Here is a 16618-nt window from a genome sequence, read left to right on the forward strand (position 1 = left end):
GATATCACGAACTCCCAGTCTAGCGGTCTTTCGAGACGATATGCGGCTGTGCGGCCATGTGTGGCCCTCTGAGCGTTTCGGACCCCATGCGTGGTGTCCTACCCGTAGGTATCGCGCGGACCCCGCCCTGGAACGACTCTGGGACCCCATTTCCACGAGGGTACGTCCGGCCCGATGAAGCGGAGGTTCTCGACACCGGCATCAGGATACCGTCGACCGATCTCGGTGAGGATGGTCCCGCGCATGTACTGGAGGTTCTTCGCCCACGCCGTCGAATCGCACTTCACGGTGAGGACTCCGCGCTCGAGCGAGACCGGTTCGGAGTGCTTCGCGGTGTCCGCTCCTGCGAGATCTCCCCACTGCCGGACCAGATCCTCCCTGGCGAGGGTCTTCTGCCACCCGGAGTCCCGACTGAGCTTGTCGAGCACTGCCCCGAGCGCCCCAGGGTCGCGGCCGGGAGTGAACGGGGCGTTGTCGTCGTCGGTCGTGATGCGGCGCTTGCGCTTCCACGTCTTCGAGCTCGGCTGCAACCCGCGCAGCCGCAGGTAGGTGGCGACGGTCTCGGGGGTCTCGGCTGCCGGAACGGCGGCGATGTCAGTCATCCGACACCTCTCTCTCGTCGCTGATCGTTCCCGCCGAGATCCGCACCACGTGGGCATGCAGCACCTCGGGGATATCCTCCTCCACCGCAGCGGTGACCACCACCTGCTCGTAGCCGGAGGTCAGCGCCGCGAGACGCTGCCGACGGTCTGCGTCGAGCTCGGCGAACACGTCGTCGAGGATGAGGACGGGGTCTCCGGCGGGGGATTCGCTGCGGAGCAGCTCGGCCGAGGCGAGCCGGAGAGCCAGGGCGACCGACCACGATTCGCCGTGCGAGGCGTATCCCTTGACGGGAAGACCCCTTACCCGCAGCACGAGGTCGTCACGATGGGGGCCGGTCAGCGTCAGGCCGCGGTCGAGCTCGTTCGAGCGCTTCGCGAGAAGTGCCGCGTGGAACATCTCGGCGATCTCGCCCGAGGGCTCGGCCGCGGCATCCACTCCCTCTTCGGGGTCGGCACCGCGCACCGAGAGCGCCCAGTCCAGCTGCGGGCGGTGATCTTCGCCGGCGATCGCCGCGTAGGCCTCGGCCACCGGCTGCTGCAGATCGGCGGCGAGACGCTGACGGGCCGTGATGATCTCGGCTCCGAGCGACACGAGCTTGTCATCCCACACGTCGAGCGTGCTCAGTCCCTCGCCTCGCACGCCGCGAGCGCGGGCGGACTTCAGCAGCGCATTGCGCTGCTTGAGCACCCGGTCGTAATCCGCGAGGACCGACGACATCCGCGGCGTCCGCTGGATCAGCAACTGATCGACGAATCGGCGCCGAGCCGACGGATCGCCGCGGACGATCTGCAGATCCTCCGGCGCGAACAGCACGACATGCGCGTAGCGCGGCAGCTCATTGGTCTTCGTGGGCGATCCGTTGATCCGGGCCTTGTTCGATCCCTGCTTGTTGAGCTGCACCTCGACCAGCACTCGGCGCTCACCGTGCGAGAGACGGGCGCGGATGATGGCGTAGTCCTGACCCTCCCGCACCATCGGCGCGTCGGACGACACCCGATGGGAACCGAGCGTCGCCAGGAAGACGACCGCTTCGGCCAGGTTCGTCTTGCCCTGACCGTTCCGCCCCACCAGGACGTTCGGACCTCTGTGGAGCGCGAGTTCAGCGGTCGCGTAATTGCGGAAGTCGACCAGACTCAGGTGTTCCACGATCACGCAGTCAGCCTACCTTCGGGGTCCGACACCGGCTTCCCGCCGCCGACCCGCTCGGGTGTCGGCTGAGCCGACCCGCCAGGTCGGGATCAGCGCAGCAGCAGGTTGGGCTGGAGCAGGTACTTGAACGAGTCGAGTCCGGCCTGATCGACCGAGGTCTGACTCGTGATGAGCACCGGGCTGAGTTTGTTCGCATTGTCGCTCGAAGTGAAGGTCACGCGAACGAACTCGCTCTTCACCGCGCCGAGCGCCTCGATCAGGTACTGCGGGTTGAGTCCCAGCGTGACCTCGTCGCCGCCGGAGAGGATCGCGTCGACCGACTCCGAGGCACGGGCGTGCTCATTGCCGGAGGCGTCCATCGTGACGCCGTCCGCCGCGAATGTGAAGCGGAGCGGGGCCGCACGGTCGAGCACGAGCGAGACACGACGCACGGCCTCGACGAGATCGGCGGTGTTGACGACCGCGTAGTGCTCGGTCTGCTCGGGGAACAGGCGCCGGACCGGCGGGAAGTTGCCCTTGATGAGCAGGGAAGTGACGGTCTTGTTGCCTGCGGTGAAGGCGATGATCTCGCGGTCGCCGGCTCCCGAGAAGGCGATCTGGATCGTGCCGGCGTGCCCGAAGGTCTTTCCCACCTCGAGGAGCGTGCGGGCCGGAACCAGGGCGCTGGTCTCGACGGCCTCGCCATCCCAGGGAACGTCACGGAGCGAGACGCGGTAGCGGTCGGTCGCGACGAGGCTCAGACTCTGGCCGGAGACCTCGAGCTGCACACCGGTGAGAACCGGGGTGACGTCATCTCGGGAGGCAGCGAAGCCGACCTGCGAGATCGCGGTGCCGAAGTCGTCAGCCGGCACGACGCCCGACGAACCCGACACCTCGGGGATCGACGGATATTCCTCGACCGGCATGGCCGCGAGTGTGAAGCGAGCCGAACCACAGGAGACCGTGATGCTGCCGTCGTCCTCGACGGCGATCTCGATCGGAGCGTTGGGAAGCCTGCTGGCGATGTCCGAGAGCAGTCGGCCGTGGACGAGGATCGTGCCCGGTGTGTCGACCGTCGCCTCGATGGTCGTGCGGGCGGAGGCCTCGTAGTCGAATGCCGAGAGGGTGAGACCCGAGCCGTCGGCCTCGATCAGCACTCCGGCCAGGATCGGCTGCGGATTGCGCTGCGGGAGGAGCTTGACGACGAATGACACAGCCTCGCTGAAGACATCGCGGTTGACCTGAAACCTCACGGGTGCTCCCTTGTCGTCGTTCTGAGACGCGTCGTCATCGGTCCTGCCAGTGCAGGGCTTCCCATGCTAGCCCCACAGTCGGGCGGATCCCTACGCCTGAGCCCAACCGGGTCCGAGTTCGACTTTCCCCACCGTCTGGTGATCGGATCGCCCTTGAATTGAATTAACTCCTTAACGGTGTTAACACCTGTGGATACTGTGGATAACTCGGTGGAAAGCAGACGCGAGTAGGGAACTACACGCTTGTCACTTGTGGAATCCCTGAGGAATCCGCGGGTATGGGGGCTGTGAGTGATCATCCGCGCCGACGCAGTTATCCACAGGTTGCCCGGTTTCCCACACATCCGTCCCGATGTCGGAGCGATCCATCCACAAGTTATCCACATGTGCAAACTGGCATCGATCCGCAGAGTCATATGGCTCTCCGACGTACGAGAAGGGGTCGTGGCGTCCTGTCGGACACCACGACCCCTTCTGCGTGACGGTCAGCTCGATCAGCGGCGACCGAGCTGCGTGGTGATCTCCGTCACCTGGTTGTAGATCGAACGGCGCTCCTTCATGAGCTCGCTGATCTTCTTGTACGCGTACATCACCGTCGTGTGATCGCGGTTTCCGAAGAGCTGTCCGATCTTCGGAAGGGACAGGCTCGTCCGCTCGCGGCACAGATACATGGCGATCTGGCGGGAGGTGGCGATCTGCTGCGATCGACTCGATCCGTAGAGGTCGTCGACGGTCAGCTTGAAGTACTGTGCCGTCGCCGTGATGATGTCGGTCGGCGAGATGACGTTGTCCTCGGCCGTGTCGATGATGTCGCGCAGCACCGTCTGCGCGAGAGAGATGTCGAGCGCCGACCGGTTCAGGCTCGCGAAGGCCGAGACGCGGATGAGAGCGCCTTCCAGCTCGCGGATGTTCGAGGACACCACGGTGGCGATGTACTCGAGTACTTCGTCGGGGATGTGCAGAGCCTCGCTCTGCGCCTTCTTGCGGAGGATGGCGATTCGGGTCTCGAGGTCGGGCGCCTGGACGTCGGTGATCAGGCCCCACTCGAAGCGGCTCCGCATCCGATCCTCGAAGCCGGTGAGGTGCTTGGGCGCGACATCGCTCGTGATCACGACCTGCTTGTTGTGATCGTGCAGCGTGTTGAAGGTGTGGAAGAAGGCCTCCTGCGTCTCCGCACGTCCCTGCAGGAACTGGATGTCGTCGATGAGGAGGATGTCGACGTCGCGGTAGCGCGCCTGGAACGCGGCGCCGCGGTTGTTGGCGATCGAGTTGATGAAGTCGTTGGTGAATTCCTCGCTCGAGACGTACCGCACCTTCACCCCTGCATAGAGGGACTGGGCGTAGTCGCCGATCGCATGGAGGAGGTGTGTCTTGCCCAGTCCGGAGTCCCCGTAGATGAAGAGGGGGTTGTAGGCCTTGGCGGGCGCTTCGGCCACCGCGACCGCGGCGGCATGCGCGAATCGGTTGGACTGGCCGATCACGAAGTTGTCGAAGGTGTACTTCGGGTTGAGTCGTGATTCGTGCCGCAGCTGAGTCGGCTGCTCCATCGGAGACTCGACGCGGATCTGCTCCTGGCGGCCGTAGTCCGCGACAGCGATCGGCGCGGTCGGCTGCTCGGCGAGCTCGTGGTTCACGACCACGCGATACGAGGTGACCTCCTCGCCGATGTGCGACAGTGCCTCCATGATGGGCAGCCGCAGCCTCTTGTTGATCTGTGCGGCCGTGAGGTCGTTCGGCACCTCCAGATAGAGGGTCGCGGCCATCACTCCGGCCGGTACGGCCAGACTGAGGAATCCCTGCAGCTGCGGCGTCACCCGGTCATCGGCTTCGAGGAGCTCCTGCACCGTGGTCCAGATGGGAACGTCGGGCTGGGCAGGTGATGACATGACGCTCCGTGCTGGGGACGCGGAGGGTCGTCGAGAAAAGGCGGCCCCCCTGTGGATAACTTCGGATGCCACGGTAGTCACAGCGGCTGGGAACGGCAACCTGCCTACGGAAATCCGCGCGCGTGTTGCGCATACGTGCAGGCCCGGGGTTGTGGATAATAGCTGTGCGGATCGAGCAGCGGGTCCCGTGTCGAAGCGCGCAGATTTGCTCTGCGCGCCGTCAGGACGTACCCTTAATCGGTTGACTTATGCCTGAACGGCAGATCCCTATGTCTCCGGTCAAAATGATCCCGGTGGCAGCATTCCCGGAGTGATTCCATGAGCAAGCGCACCTTCCAGCCCAACAACCGTCGTCGCGCCAAGAAGCACGGCTTCCGTCTTCGCATGCGCACCCGCGCCGGCCGTGCCATCCTGTCGGCTCGCCGCGCGAAGGGCCGCACCGAGCTCTCCGCGTAGTCCACTGTGCTCGCCCGCCCGTTTCGTGTGACCCGCGGGAGCGACTATCGATTGGTCGTTCGACGTGGATCACGTTGTGGCGGAGCCCGCGTCGTGGCTTCGATGCTGACGACGGGTGAGAGCAGAGCCGCGAGGTTCGGATTCATCATCAGCAAGCAGGTGGGCACCGCTGTGGTGCGCAACACCGTTCGCCGGCGACTCAAAGCCGTGTGCGCGGAGGCGCTTCCGCGAGTCCCCGAGGGCACGGATGTCGTCATCCGTGCCCTTCCTGCATCCGCCACCGCGACGTACGCCGAGCTCAGCGCCGACGTGAACCGGTGCCTCGATCGCCTCGGTCAGGTGCGGCCATGACCGCGCTTCCAGCCTCCTCGATCGGCTCCGGCGAGCTGCACACGGAGGACGTGCTGCGCAGCATCCCGCTGGTGCCTCGGAACCTGGTCCTCGGATTCCTCACGGCGTACCGCAAGGTGATCTCTCCGATGTACGGAGATGTCTGTGCCTACTACCCCTCGTGTTCGGCTTACGCTGTAGGTGCGGTGCAACAGCACGGTGCCGTGCGGGGAACGCTGCTCTCGGCATGGCGCATCCTGCGTTGCAATCCCTGGAGCCACGGCGGCGTCGATGACGTCCGTCCGCACGAACACTTCCGCTATGACCTGACCGCCCACGGTTTCGTCGTCCCTGCCCGAAAGGATTGATCGGTGGGTCTTGACCTTCTGCTCGCCAGCACCACCCCTTCGCCGGAGCCCGCCTCCGGCGGCTTCGATCTGATCGGAACCATCCTCTGGCCCCTCAAGTGGGTCGTCGAGCTCGTACTCGTCGCCTGGCACTGGCTGCTCACGGCGGTCGGTATGCCCGCTGCATCCGGCCTCACCTGGGTGCTGTCGATCGTCGGTCTCGTCATCGTCGTCCGTGCCGCCCTCATCCCGCTCTTCGTCAAGCAGATCAAGAGCCAGCGCAAGATGATGGAAATTGCTCCTGAACTGCGAAAAGTTCAGGAGAAGTACCGCGGTAAGAAGGATCAGCTCTCTCGTGAGGCGATGAGCCGCGAGACCATGGCGCTGTATAAGAAGCACGGCACGACGCCGATGTCGAGCTGCCTTCCGCTCCTCGTGCAGATGCCGATCTTCTTCTCGCTGTTCAGCGTTCTGAGCGACGTGACGAAGCACCACAACGCCAATACCGGTGGTGTCGGCTTCCTCAACGCAGAGCTCACAGAGCAGTTCTACGACGCGAAGCTCTTCGGTGTGGCGTCGCTGCACGAGACGCTGGGCACCGCGATGGAGGCCGGCAACACGACGGCGATCGTCATCCTCGTCACCCTCGTGGTGCTGATGATCGCCTCGCAGTTCTTCACCCAGCTGCAGATCATCTCGAAGAACCTGTCGCCTGAGGCCAAGACCGGCCAGGCGTACCAGATGCAGAAGATCATGCTCTACGTGCTGCCGCTCGGCTTCATCTTCTCGGGCATCTTCTTCCCGCTCGGCGTCGTCGTGTACTGGTTCATCTCGAACCTGTGGACCATGGGTCAGCAGTTCCTCGTCATCCGCGAGATGCCGACACCGGGGTCCGAGGCCGCCAAGGCTCGCGAGGAGCGACTCGCTCGCAAGGGCAAGGCGATCGATTCGTCGGGCAAGGTCGTGCCGATGGCAGCGTACGAAGCCGAGCAGCAGCGTCTGCTCGAGGAGGCAGAGCGTGCCAAGGCTCAGGCGCCCAAGCGTCAGCAGCCCGTAGGCAAGAAGCGTTCGAAGAAGAAGGGGAGCGGTTCGTGACCGACAACGTGACCGAGACCGTGGAGCCCACGGTCGCCGAGCTGGAGGTCGAGGGCGACGTCGCCGCCGACTACCTCGAGGAGCTTCTCGACATCGCTGACATCGATGGCGATCTCAATCTCGACGTGCGCCAGGGGCGTGCCTATGTGTCGGTCGAGGCAGAGGGTGACGCGCTCGCGCTGCTCTCCGCGCCCGACACGGTGCAGGCCCTGCAGGAGCTGACGCGCCTCGCAGTGCAGAGCAAGACCGGTTCGTTTTCGCGGCTGATCCTCGACGTCGGCGGATCGCGCGATGCGCGCCGCCGCGAACTCGAGACCCTTGTGAACGCGGCAGCCGCCAAGCTCGATGAAGGAGCCTCGCAGGCGTCGCTTCCCGCCATGTCGAGCTATGAGCGCAAGCTCGTGCACGACATCGCGGCCGATCAGGGTCTCGTGTCTGAGTCCTACGGCGAGGGCGCCGACCGCCACACGGTTCTTCGTCGTCGGTGACGTTTCACGTGAAACATCGCTCGAAGGATGCATCGTGAGCGAGCTTGAAGTCGAGCCCTCTGCGGCCGTCGATCTCTTCGGGGATCGGGTCGAGCTCGCTCGCCGGTTCACGGCTGCACTCGCGGAGCACGGCGAGGAGCGCGGCCTCATCGGTCCGTTGGAGCTTCCCCGTTTGTGGACGCGACACGTGCTGAACAGCGCCATCGCAGCGCCGCTGTTCCATGGGTCTGTGGCGGACATCGGATCGGGGGCGGGCCTGCCGGGCATCGTCCTCGCGATCGCCCGGCCGGATGTCGAGTGGACTCTCATCGAGCCGATGGAGCGACGCGTGACGTGGCTCACGGAGCAGGTCGGTGAACTCGGACTGGACAATGTCGAGGTACTGCGTTCGCGAGCGGAGGATGTGCCCGCGTCCTCACGGTTCGACGTCGTCACCGCACGCGCCGTGAGCGCGCTCAAGACGCTGATCCCTTTGACCGCCCCGCTGGTACGCGACGGCGGCGAGCTCACCCTGCTGAAGGGGATGAATGCGGCCAACGAGATCGACGCCGCTCAGAAGCAGATCAAGAAGTTCCGCCTCTCGGACGTGCGGGTCGAGGTTCTCGGAGAGGGTGTTCTGCCGGAGATCACCCGAGTCGTGCGGGCTGTGGTCCGCTAGTTCTCCGGCGTTCTCGCGGGCGGTGGTCCTCGGTGCGTGCGAGTGTCAGTGCGCCCAGTGAGTCGTGGTGTGGCGCGCGATGTGGTGCGCGCCGAATAGGCGCGGTGCGATGCGATTCTCTAGTTCCGCCAGGATGCCAGCGCGGACCCCTGCTGACGACTGGTGCCGGTGAGCCCCGGGCCGGGTGTGCGAATGCGCGCGCGTCGGAGTGTGTGCGTCGAGCTGCCGGGATCAGCACGGCGCTGTTTCACGTGAAACATGATGATCGGCGGCGCCTCGGTCATGTGGGCCCGGTATCGAGAACCCACGTCTTGGATGACGCGGATGCCTGGTGGCAAAATCTGGCCGTGTGAGCCTTGCAGGGTTCGGGTGCACGCCGCTGGGTGCACCCGCTGGTGTTGGAGATGGCTGCGATGCTGCAGATGCCTGTGCCGGGCGGCTGCACCGGCAACCCGTGGGTTCGATCGCGTTGAGCTGGACCGACCTGAGTGGGTGGCTGGATGCTGAGCACCGCCGATCTCACGGCGAAGAGGCACGCGCGGCATCGGCCATCGTGCTGGAAGAAGATCGGGGGCGACTTGAGGTGCGATCGTCACCAGCGGCAGCGACTGACCGGCGGCGAGTCCCGATGAGAATCGCAGCTAAGGGGATGGGAGGAGGTGGTGTACGACAGACCCGATCGCGCGCGGCGATCGGGGGCGGGAGCCGGTCTGGGGGAGGGCTGTCCTGATTGGGCTGACGCCGAGGCGAGGGTTGGTGCCCGGCTTTGACGGCGATCGACCCTGCGCAGGATTCCGGGGATTCGAGCCCGGCCGTTCCCGTACGGGAAACTCCGTGCGGGAACCGTATCCGCGATGGGCTCGAATCGATGTTGAGTGGCAGGGATGCCGGGACGATGGCGCCTGCGGCGGGGGCATAGCCCGGACTGAGGCCACCGAGGTCATCGACCGGCGGATGTTTCACGTGAAACAGTCGAGCATCTTGGGCGCACGGATGCACGGGCGGATGGTCCCGAGTTCCTATGGATCACCCAGTTCAGAGCGATACACGGCGGGCCGCGTGGTCGGTGGACGCGAATGGCCGTGGTGGCTCCACGACTGCGGTGTTTCACGTGAAACATGCGCATACGGACCCAGGACCAGTCGCTGGTGCTGGGGCTGAGCCCGCGGCTGGGGCTGGGCCTGGGCCTGCGGCTGGGACTGGGACTGGGCCTGCAGCTGGGACTGGGACTGGGCCTGCGGCTCGGTGCGGTGCTCGTGCTGGTGCTGGGCGTGCGGCTCGGCGCAGTGCTGGTGCTGGTGCTGGACTGGGCCTGCGGCTCGGCGTGGTGCTGGTGCTGGTGCTGGGACTGGGCCTTCGGCTGGGACTGGGACTGGGCCTGCGGCTGGCGCTGGCGCTGGTACTGGGGTTGGGACTGGGCCTTCGGCCGGCGCTGGGAGTGGCGCTGGTGCTGGTGCGGGGACTGGTCCTGTGGCCGGCTTGGGCTGGAACTGGGGCTCGGGCCCGGGGTGGGGCCGGCGTCGGGGCCGGGGCGTGCGGCTGGTGCTGGTGCTGGGACTGAGACTTGGCCTGTGGCTCGCGCCTGGGCCTCGTCGCGCACTGGGGCTGACGCCTACGCTGGTCGCCGGTGGTCGCCGCTGATCGCCGCTGGTCGCCGCGGGATGCCCGCTGCTGGTCCCTGACTCCTGATTCCTGAGACATTGAGGCTCGGGAATGCAGGATCGAGATCACTCGGGTCGCGCATAGGCGGTAGTGAGGCCTCGTTTCACAGAGCCGCCGCAACTCGTGGTGCCATCACCGAGGGGGAGTGGTCATGCGGTGCTGACCCTGCCCGTGAGAATCCGCGCTGGGAGACCACTGCGCTGCGTACGTACAGTCGTTCCTCGGTTCTGACGCCCTTGAACAGCAATACGTCGAATTGCGATGCCGTGAGCAATAGAGGCCTGTTTCACGTGAAACAGTGACCCACTTGGTGGCGCTGTGCCTGATCCTAGAAGTGTCCCGGTTGCTGGCGGACCTCTTCCGGCACCAGGTGCCCGCCGCGGCTATTCAGGTCGCAGTGCGAGAACATGTCCGTGCTTCGTGAGTGTCGTCGCCGGCAGTGAGAGCCGCGCGGGCTCGTCCGCGGTGATGTCCGGGGGAGCGGTCACAGTGGCGACTCGGTCTTGGGGATGCGCACCGATTCCCTCGGCTGAAGGCGACTCTTCCGGCGCTGCCTAGGCGGGTGCGAACGGCTGATCATGCAACCATCTCGCGATCCGTGAGACTGACTGCACGAGCACGAGCACGAGCATGAGCACGAGCACGAGCACGAGCACCGGCACGGGCACGGGCACGGGTATGTGGCCGCGGGGTAGGGGCGGTCGGGGCCAACGTGCGTGTTTCACGTGAAACATCGTCATCGTCTTGCCGTGCGCCGGGCCCGCCGCCTCTTCGCTGGAACTGCCGCAAGGGCGCAGTCTGCGCGGTAGACCGGAGAGAGAGCGCAGAGCCTGGACATGGGGGTGGTCCTTCGAGTGGCTCGGGGTGACGGACTACGGTGGGGGAATGGCTCGTATCCTCATCACCGGCATGTCGGGAGTGGGAAAATCGACACTGCTCGCGGCTCTGAGCAGAAAAGGACACCGCACGATCGACACCGACTACGGTGATTGGAAGACCGCTGCGGGGCTCTGGGATGAAGATCTGATGACCGCCGCGTTGAACACCCACACCGAGGTGGTCGTTGCCGGGACCGTCGAGAACCAGGGACGGTTCTACCACCGGTTCGATCACATAGTCCTTCTCTCAGCGCCGCTTCCGGTGATCCTTCAGCGGATCCTGCACCGTACGGAGAACCCCTATGGCAAGACAGCCGCGCAACGTGCGGAGATCGAGGAGAACCTGAAGTCCGTCGAGCCGCTTCTGCGTCGTGGGGCGACGATGGAGGTCGATGCCAGTCGATCGACGGCGGACATCGCGCAAATCATCGAGGCCCTGTTGGCGGCACCGGCCGTTTCACGTGAAACGACGGCACCGAGTAGCCACCCGCAGGTGCGTGCAGCGTCGGAGATCGGCAGGGACTCGCCCGGCTAGATACGCGTGGCCGCGGACTCACATCGTCAGTGCGGGGTCGTGGCGCGCAGGAGCCGTACCGGAAACTGTCGCACGCGTGCTCGGGACAGTGGCAGTCTGCCCTCGACCCATGGACACTCAGGCACTGCAGCGCGTCAACTGCAGGGTGTTGGGACCTGGCCGGCTCAGGGCATCTGGGGGGCGCTGCCCGGGTCGGGCAGAGTGCGGTAGCTCCCGAAGACTGCAGCGGGACGGGCACCAGTCGCCCCGGCGGAGCGTGAAGGGCGCCAGCCTCTCGTAAGCAACGTCCGGGATAGCGATTAGAGTGGAACACGGCCCCGAAAGGAGTGGATGTTTCACGTGAAACAGCCCGAAAAGGCATCACCGAAGGATTCTTTCGGGATGGATACGCCGCTCGCGCGGGAACTCGCCGACCTCTCCGCTCGACGACGCACACTCGATGCCGTGCAGATCGACTTCACGGGGGATACCCGCATCCTGACGGTCTCCAACCAGAAGGGTGGCGTCGGCAAGACGACCAGCGCTGTCAACGTCGCCGCAGCTCTGGCCGACCTCGGAGCGACGGTCCTCGTGATCGACCTCGATCCCCAGGGAAATGCATCCACGGCACTGGGTGTTCCCCATAACGCGGACACCCCCAGCGTCTACGACGTGCTCATCGAGGAGTTCCCGCTGGCGGAGATCGTGCAGCAGAGCCCCGAGAACGAGCGCCTCCTCTGCGCCCCCAGCACGATCCATCTCGCCGGTGCCGAGATCGAGCTCGTCGCGCAGGTGGCCAGGGAGCACCGCTTGCGCCGCGCCGTACACGACTACCTTGCCGAGCATCCGGTGGACTTCGTCATCATCGACTGCCCGCCGTCCCTGGGACTCCTCACGATCAACGCCTTCACTGCGGCCGACGAGGTGTTCATCCCGATTCAGTGCGAGTACTACGCCCTCGAGGGCCTCAGCCAGCTGCTCGGCAGCATCCAGATGATCCAGAAGCACCTGAATCCGGGGCTCCATCTCTCGACGATCCTGTTGACGATGTTCGACGGACGCACGCGCTTGGCGCAGCAGGTCGCTGACGAGGTTCGCACGCACTTCCCGGAACAGGTGTTGAACACCGTCATCCCGCGTTCGGTGCGGGTGTCGGAGGCACCGAGTTTCGGCCAGACCGTGATCGCCTACGATGGGCAATCCGCCGGCGCCGTCGCCTATCGTGAGGCAGCTGTCGAGATCGCGTCGCGCACAGCGACGCAGAGCAAGGAGAAATGATGGCGAAGCGCACTGGACTGGGTCGAGGCATCGGTGCACTCATCCCCACGGCTGATCAGAGCGAGCGTCCCGTGGACGTGTTCTTCCCGGGCGCGAACCTGCGTCCGACCACGGAGCAGACGAGCGATCAGCCGGCCCCGGCCGAGGAGCTCGAGGTCGTCCCCGGCATCCATCTGATCCAGATCGATCCTCAGAAGATCGTCCCGAACCCGCGTCAGCCGCGTACCCACTTCAACCCGGAGGACCTTGCCGAGCTCGTGCACAGCGTCCGAGAGTTCGGCGTGCTGCAGCCGGTGGTCGTGCGTCGGAACAGCGACGGTGAGTACGAGCTCATCATGGGGGAGAGGCGCACGCGCGCCGCCCGGGAGGCCGGTCTCTCCGCGATCCCTGCGGTGGTCCGTGAGACTGCCGACGAGGATCTGCTCCGCGACGCTCTCCTGGAGAACCTGCACCGCTCGGAGCTCAATCCTCTGGAGGAGGCTTCTGCGTACCAGCAGCTGCTCGAGGACTTCGGCATCACGCAGGAGGAGCTCGCCACGCGGATCGGACGATCGCGTCCGCAGATCAGCAACACGATCCGCCTGCTCAAGCTCCCAGTCCCGGTGCAGCAGCGCGTCGCGGCCGGTGTGCTGACGGCGGGGCACGCGCGCGCGATCCTGAGCCTGGACACCCCTGAGGCCATGCAGCGCCTGGCCGACAAGGTCGTGAACGAGGACCTGTCGGTCCGCGCGACCGAGGTCGCCGCCAAGACCGAACCGGCAGCTCCCGGACGCACCGCGAAGCCGACACCCGGTGCACGCCGGGCATACCTCGACGAGGTGGCCGGCAACCTCGGTGATCGCTTGAACACGCGGGTCAAGGTGTCACTTGGTGCACGTAAAGGCCAGGTCATCATTGATTTCGCATCGATTCAGGACCTCAATCGGATCCTCGAGGAGTTGGGCGAATCGGGCTACGGCTCGGCGTGATTCCGCCTCGTCGCGTCTGAGCGGACGTAGACTCGCCGCATCGCCACGATGAAGGGGAGACCATGTCCGCAGCGCCGAGTCCATCCGGTTTCCAGCGAAAAGTCATCGCGGTCAGTATCGCCGCGGCATTGGGTGGCTTCCTCTTCGGCTTCGACACGGCGGTGATCAACGGGGCGGTCGACGCCCTCGCCGGTGACGTCTCCGGATTCGACCTCGGCGTCGGACTCAAGGGCTTCGCGGTCTCGTCCGCCCTGATCGGCTGTGCGATCGGTGCCTGGTTCGCCGGCCCGATCGCGAACAAGCGCGGCCGCATCCCGGTGATGGTCGTGGCTGCGGCGATGTTCTTGATCTCGGCCATCGGGTCAGGCCTCGCCTTCAGCGTCGTGGACCTGATCATCTGGCGCGTCATCGGCGGCCTGGGCGTCGGGGCGGCATCCGTCATCGCCCCGGCATACATCGCGGAGGTCTCCCCAGCGAAGATCCGAGGAAGACTCGGTTCCCTGCAGCAGCTCGCCATCGTCACGGGCATCTTCGCGGCACTGCTCTCAGACGCCCTCCTCGCCAACATCGCCGGAGCCGCCGACCAGCCGCTGTGGGGACTCACGGCCTGGCGGTGGATGTTCATCGTCGAGGCGATCCCGGCGCTGGTGTACGGAATCATGTCGCTGCGGCTCCCCGAATCTCCGCGCTATCTCGTGCGTCAGGGGGATATCGAACGTGCCTCGGAGGTCCTCCAGACGGTGACGGGCACTGTCGACGTGGACGCCAAGATCAAGGAGATCACAAGCACGATCGACACCGAGCGCAAGGAGTCGCTGCGCGACCTGCGCGGCAGTCGGCTGGGGCTCAAGCCGATCGTCTGGGTCGGAATCCTGCTGTCGGTGTTCCAGCAGTTCGTCGGGATCAACGTCATCTTCTACTATTCGACGACGCTGTGGCAGTCCGTCGGATTCGACGAGTCCAGCGCCCTGCTGACGTCCGTGATCACCTCGGTGACCAACATCGTCGTCACGATCATCGCGATCCTGCTCGTCGACAAGGTGGGTCGGCGCATCATGCTGCTCGTCGGCTCGGTCGGCATGACCGTGACGCTGGGTCTCATGGCTGTGGCGTTCTCGTTCGGAACGCTCAATGCGGAGGGGACCGCCACACTGCCCGACCCGTGGGCCACCGTGGCGCTGATCTGCGCGAACGGATTCGTGGTCTTCTTCGGGGCCACCTGGGGGCCTCTCGTGTGGGTGCTCCTGGGCGAGATCTTCCCGAACTCCATCCGTGCTGGCGCACTCGCCGTCGCCGCGGCAGCTCAGTGGGTCGCGAACTTCTTCATCTCGACGACCTTCCCGATCTTCGCCGACATCGGCCTCACATTCGCCTACGGCTTCTACGCGTTCTTCGCCCTCGTGTCGTTCTTCTTCGTGTACTTCAAGGTGCCGGAGACGAAGGGCAGGGAGCTGGAGGAGATGACGGACGAGCTGAAGGTGGAGCGCCGAGGTACCCGCAAGGCGACGTAGGCTGGAAGCATGACCGAGTGCGTTCCCCGCCGTGCCAGCCTCGAAGTGCTGCGGGCAGAAGCGTCGGACGAGCTCGCCGTGCTGATCCAGGAGCGTCTGCTGGGTGGCGAGGACCCCTGGGAGTTCATGGAGGAGCTGCCGAGCGTCGACGAGCTCGTCGTGTACCTGCTGCGCGCCGACAACATCACCGCGAACGACGGGGTGCGACCCAACGCGGCCAGGCATTACCGCGTGCTGCGGCAGATCGCGCTGGAGTATCCCGAGCTGACCCCAGCCGTCTGGGGTCTTCTGGATGAGAAGCAGCGTCACCGCCGCTGGGATCCGACGGTCGTCGACGCCTCATAGGCCTCACACGGTGCCTCGGATGCTCGTCACCTACGACCCGGAGTGGCCGACGCGGTTCGAGGCGTTCGCCGCTGAGATCAGACGGGCCGGGAACGCGGCCTGGATCGTCGAGCACATCGGGTCGACAGCGATCCCGGGGATGCGGGCGAAGCCGATCATCGATCTGGCGGTTCGCGTGGCGGATCTTGGCGACTTCGCGGCGCACAGGCATGCTCTCGAGGCTGCAGGGTGGCGTGAGGGCAGCGCTGTGCGGACACATCCGGTCATGATCCGGGAGTCCGAGGGCGTGCGGATCGCGATCGCGCATTTCTTCGTCGCGGAGGAGTGGGATGCGGTGCACCAGCGCATCCTGCGGGATTGGCTCAGGGAGCATCCGGAAGAGGCTGACCGGTACTCGCACGCGAAGTGCGACGCCGTCGCGGCCGAGGCGCGGGGGCGTTCGACGTACAACGCGGCGAAGTCGCCCGTCATCCAAGAGATCGTCGACCGCGCTCGCGCGGCTCGGGGGCTTCCACCGGTGCCGGTCTCCGACAAGTAGTCGCCGACGGTGTCCCGACCCTGTCCCTGTCCCGATTCGCGGACTGTGCCCCGATCAGCACACATTTCGGCCGGATTCCTGTGCAGATCGGGGCAGGGTGTGCAGATCGGGACAGGGCCGGGGCACGGCGGGGAAGGGGCGGGAGTCGGGGCCTGGATGTGCCGGCCGGGGGTCTGGATGTGCCAGCCGGGGTCTGGATGTGCCAGCCGGGGTCTGGATGTGCCGGCCGGGTGTCCCGATTTGCGGACTCTGCCCCGATCAGCACACGTTTCGGCCGGATTCCTGTGCAGATCGGGACAGGATGTGCAGATCGGGACATGGGCCGGGGCACGGCGAGGGGACAGGGGACCGGACAGGAAACTGGACCGGGCAGGGGACAGGGGACCGGACAGGAAACTGGACCGGGCAGGGGACAGGGGACCGGACGGGAAACTGGACCGGGCAGGGGACGGGGCCGACACGGTGCAGGTGACGGGGGGATCAGGGCAGGATGCGAAAGGGCCGCCACCCCGAAGGGTGACGGCCCTGATCACGAGGGGATCAGCCGATGAATGCGGCGAGGTCCTGCTCGAGGGCCGGCTTCGGCTTGGCGCCGATGATGGTCGTCTTGACCTCACCGCCCTGGAACACCTTCATCGCGGGGATCGAGGTGATCTGGTACTTCATCGCCAGCTGCGGGT

Annotated in this window: 16 protein-coding genes and 1 pseudogene; 12 read left to right on the plus strand and 5 right to left on the minus strand. The window is 65.8% G+C overall.

Going from position 1 to position 16618, the window contains the following annotated elements; all coding sequences use genetic code 11:
• Nucleotides 1-98: 98 nt before the first annotated feature.
• The 4 genes and pseudogenes from ACESK8_RS14955 to dnaA form a co-directional block, all read right to left on the minus strand.
• On the minus strand, nucleotides 99-602 hold the full coding sequence (locus ACESK8_RS14955; RefSeq protein ID WP_372969331.1) for a DUF721 domain-containing protein: 504 nt from the start codon (nucleotides 600-602) through the stop codon (nucleotides 99-101).
• Entirely contained in the window at nucleotides 595-1755 is a 1161-nt protein-coding gene (gene recF, locus ACESK8_RS14960; RefSeq protein WP_372969332.1) for a DNA replication/repair protein RecF, read from the minus strand. Before recF ends, ACESK8_RS14955 begins: the two co-directional genes overlap by 8 nt.
• An 86-nt stretch (nucleotides 1756-1841) precedes the next feature.
• Nucleotides 1842-2984, minus strand: a complete 1143-nt coding sequence (gene dnaN, locus ACESK8_RS14965; RefSeq protein ID WP_060926219.1) for a DNA polymerase III subunit beta — start codon at nucleotides 2982-2984, stop codon at nucleotides 1842-1844.
• A 494-nt stretch (nucleotides 2985-3478) separates the two neighbouring features.
• Nucleotides 3479-4804: pseudogene (gene dnaA, locus ACESK8_RS14970) on the minus strand (chromosomal replication initiator protein DnaA); the annotation flags it as partial.
• 384 nt (nucleotides 4805-5188) lie between these two features.
• Between dnaA and rpmH the strand changes: the two are divergent.
• The 12 genes from rpmH (at nucleotide 5189) to ACESK8_RS15030 (ending at nucleotide 15938) form a co-directional block, all read left to right on the plus strand.
• Nucleotides 5189-5326: a 50S ribosomal protein L34 gene (gene rpmH, locus ACESK8_RS14975; protein ID WP_022889115.1), complete on the plus strand. Its 138-nt coding sequence runs from the start codon at nucleotides 5189-5191 to the stop codon at nucleotides 5324-5326.
• Nucleotides 5327-5353: 27 nt separating this feature from the next.
• Nucleotides 5354-5677, plus strand: a complete 324-nt coding sequence (gene rnpA / locus ACESK8_RS14980; protein ID WP_372969333.1) for a ribonuclease P protein component — start codon at nucleotides 5354-5356, stop codon at nucleotides 5675-5677.
• The gene (gene yidD, locus ACESK8_RS14985; RefSeq protein WP_372969334.1) at nucleotides 5674-6024 is read left to right on the plus strand and encodes a membrane protein insertion efficiency factor YidD; all 351 of its coding nucleotides are present in this window, start codon (nucleotides 5674-5676) and stop codon (nucleotides 6022-6024) included. Before rnpA ends, yidD begins: the two co-directional genes overlap by 4 nt.
• A 3-nt stretch (nucleotides 6025-6027) precedes the next feature.
• Entirely contained in the window at nucleotides 6028-7098 is a 1071-nt protein-coding gene (yidC, locus tag ACESK8_RS14990) for a membrane protein insertase YidC (protein ID WP_372969335.1), read from the plus strand.
• Complete coding sequence (locus ACESK8_RS14995; RefSeq protein WP_372969336.1) at nucleotides 7095-7586, plus strand: protein jag; 492 nt, start codon at nucleotides 7095-7097, stop codon at nucleotides 7584-7586. Before yidC ends, ACESK8_RS14995 begins: the two co-directional genes overlap by 4 nt.
• A 31-nt stretch (nucleotides 7587-7617) precedes the next feature.
• Nucleotides 7618-8244, plus strand: a complete 627-nt coding sequence (gene rsmG / locus ACESK8_RS15000) for a 16S rRNA (guanine(527)-N(7))-methyltransferase RsmG (RefSeq protein WP_372969345.1) — start codon at nucleotides 7618-7620, stop codon at nucleotides 8242-8244.
• Nucleotides 8245-10791: 2547 nt separating this feature from the next.
• Nucleotides 10792-11319, plus strand: coding sequence for an AAA family ATPase (locus ACESK8_RS15005; protein WP_372969337.1), 528 nt, complete (start codon nucleotides 10792-10794; stop codon nucleotides 11317-11319).
• A 381-nt stretch (nucleotides 11320-11700) separates the two neighbouring features.
• Nucleotides 11701-12576 (plus strand): ParA family protein, encoded by an 876-nt coding sequence (locus tag ACESK8_RS15010; RefSeq protein ID WP_372969338.1) that lies wholly within the window; start codon nucleotides 11701-11703, stop codon nucleotides 12574-12576.
• Nucleotides 12576-13544, plus strand: a complete 969-nt coding sequence (locus ACESK8_RS15015; protein ID WP_372969339.1) for a ParB/RepB/Spo0J family partition protein — start codon at nucleotides 12576-12578, stop codon at nucleotides 13542-13544. The genes ACESK8_RS15010 and ACESK8_RS15015 overlap by 1 nt, the downstream gene beginning before the upstream one ends.
• Before the next feature lie 62 nt (nucleotides 13545-13606).
• The gene (locus tag ACESK8_RS15020; protein ID WP_372969340.1) at nucleotides 13607-15055 is read left to right on the plus strand and encodes a sugar porter family MFS transporter; all 1449 of its coding nucleotides are present in this window, start codon (nucleotides 13607-13609) and stop codon (nucleotides 15053-15055) included.
• Nucleotides 15056-15064: 9 nt separating this feature from the next.
• A complete protein-coding gene (locus tag ACESK8_RS15025) occupies nucleotides 15065-15400 on the plus strand; it encodes a tryptophan synthase subunit alpha (RefSeq protein WP_372969341.1) in 336 nt (111 codons plus the stop codon).
• Nucleotides 15401-15419: 19 nt separating this feature from the next.
• Entirely contained in the window at nucleotides 15420-15938 is a 519-nt protein-coding gene (locus ACESK8_RS15030) for a GrpB family protein (RefSeq protein ID WP_372969342.1), read from the plus strand.
• A 540-nt stretch (nucleotides 15939-16478) separates the two neighbouring features.
• Here the strand turns inward: ACESK8_RS15030 and ACESK8_RS15035 are convergent.
• A partial coding sequence (locus ACESK8_RS15035; RefSeq protein ID WP_372969346.1) for a thioredoxin family protein occupies nucleotides 16479-16618 on the minus strand: 140 nt, incomplete at its 5' end.

It is taken from the genome of Microbacterium sp. (assembly GCF_041641055.1).
GTDB lineage: Bacteria > Actinomycetota > Actinomycetes > Actinomycetales > Microbacteriaceae > Microbacterium.

Excerpts from the sequence above, each read along its gene's own strand:
- ACESK8_RS14955 (WP_372969331.1), bottom strand. The coding sequence starts at position 602 with ATGACTGACATCGCCGCCGTTCCGGCAGCCGAGACCCCCGAGACCGTC.
- rpmH (WP_022889115.1), top strand. The coding sequence starts at position 5,189 with ATGAGCAAGCGCACCTTCCAGCCCAACAACCGTCGTCGCGCCAAGAAG.
- yidD (WP_372969334.1), top strand. The coding sequence starts at position 5,674 with ATGACCGCGCTTCCAGCCTCCTCGATCGGCTCCGGCGAGCTGCACACG.
- ACESK8_RS15005 (WP_372969337.1), top strand. The coding sequence starts at position 10,792 with ATGGCTCGTATCCTCATCACCGGCATGTCGGGAGTGGGAAAATCGACA.
- ACESK8_RS15010 (WP_372969338.1), top strand. The coding sequence starts at position 11,701 with ATGGATACGCCGCTCGCGCGGGAACTCGCCGACCTCTCCGCTCGACGA.
- ACESK8_RS15015 (WP_372969339.1), top strand. The coding sequence starts at position 12,576 with ATGGCGAAGCGCACTGGACTGGGTCGAGGCATCGGTGCACTCATCCCC.
- ACESK8_RS15020 (WP_372969340.1), top strand. The coding sequence starts at position 13,607 with ATGTCCGCAGCGCCGAGTCCATCCGGTTTCCAGCGAAAAGTCATCGCG.
- ACESK8_RS15025 (WP_372969341.1), top strand. The coding sequence starts at position 15,065 with ATGACCGAGTGCGTTCCCCGCCGTGCCAGCCTCGAAGTGCTGCGGGCA.
- ACESK8_RS15030 (WP_372969342.1), top strand. The coding sequence starts at position 15,420 with ATGCTCGTCACCTACGACCCGGAGTGGCCGACGCGGTTCGAGGCGTTC.